1 protein-coding gene is annotated in these 371 nt (G+C 34.2%); it reads right to left on the bottom strand.

The window, feature by feature from the left end; translation table 11 throughout:
* On the bottom strand, positions 1–371 hold a 371-nt coding region (locus tag OM075_RS26745), incomplete at both ends, for a transposase (protein ID WP_301193416.1).

The following is a 371-nucleotide window of genomic DNA, read 5'->3' as shown; positions in this document are numbered from 1 at the left end:
AAGTAGTGAAGCTGAAAGTTCTGCTTCATCTTTTTGAAAAGCAGTTCTATACCCCAACGCTTCTTGTATAAAAATGCCACTTCTTCTGCTGATATCTCAAAATTGTTGGTCAAGAACTCAAAATAGCGATTCTGATCATCTTGGTAAGCCACTTTTCTAAGTCTTATTGTCTTCTTTATTTTATATTGCTTTTCTCCATCTTCATTTTCCGGATAGTATTCCAACTCTATGGTCTGATCTTTTAGGACTTTGGCGACACCTTTCTTTTTATATCCAGTCTTATGTGTTTCTATAATTGTGTAAACTGCATTTTTCTTTAAACGGGTTACAAAATAGACTTGCTGATGAGTCCATAAAGCAAACTGATGATA

This window comes from Plebeiibacterium sediminum, from assembly GCF_026013605.1.
Taxonomy (GTDB): Bacteria; Bacteroidota; Bacteroidia; order Bacteroidales; family Marinilabiliaceae; genus Saccharicrinis; species Saccharicrinis sediminus.
The sequence above is the reverse complement of the archived record's forward strand: the minus strand, read 5'-3'. Positions and strand labels throughout refer to the sequence as shown.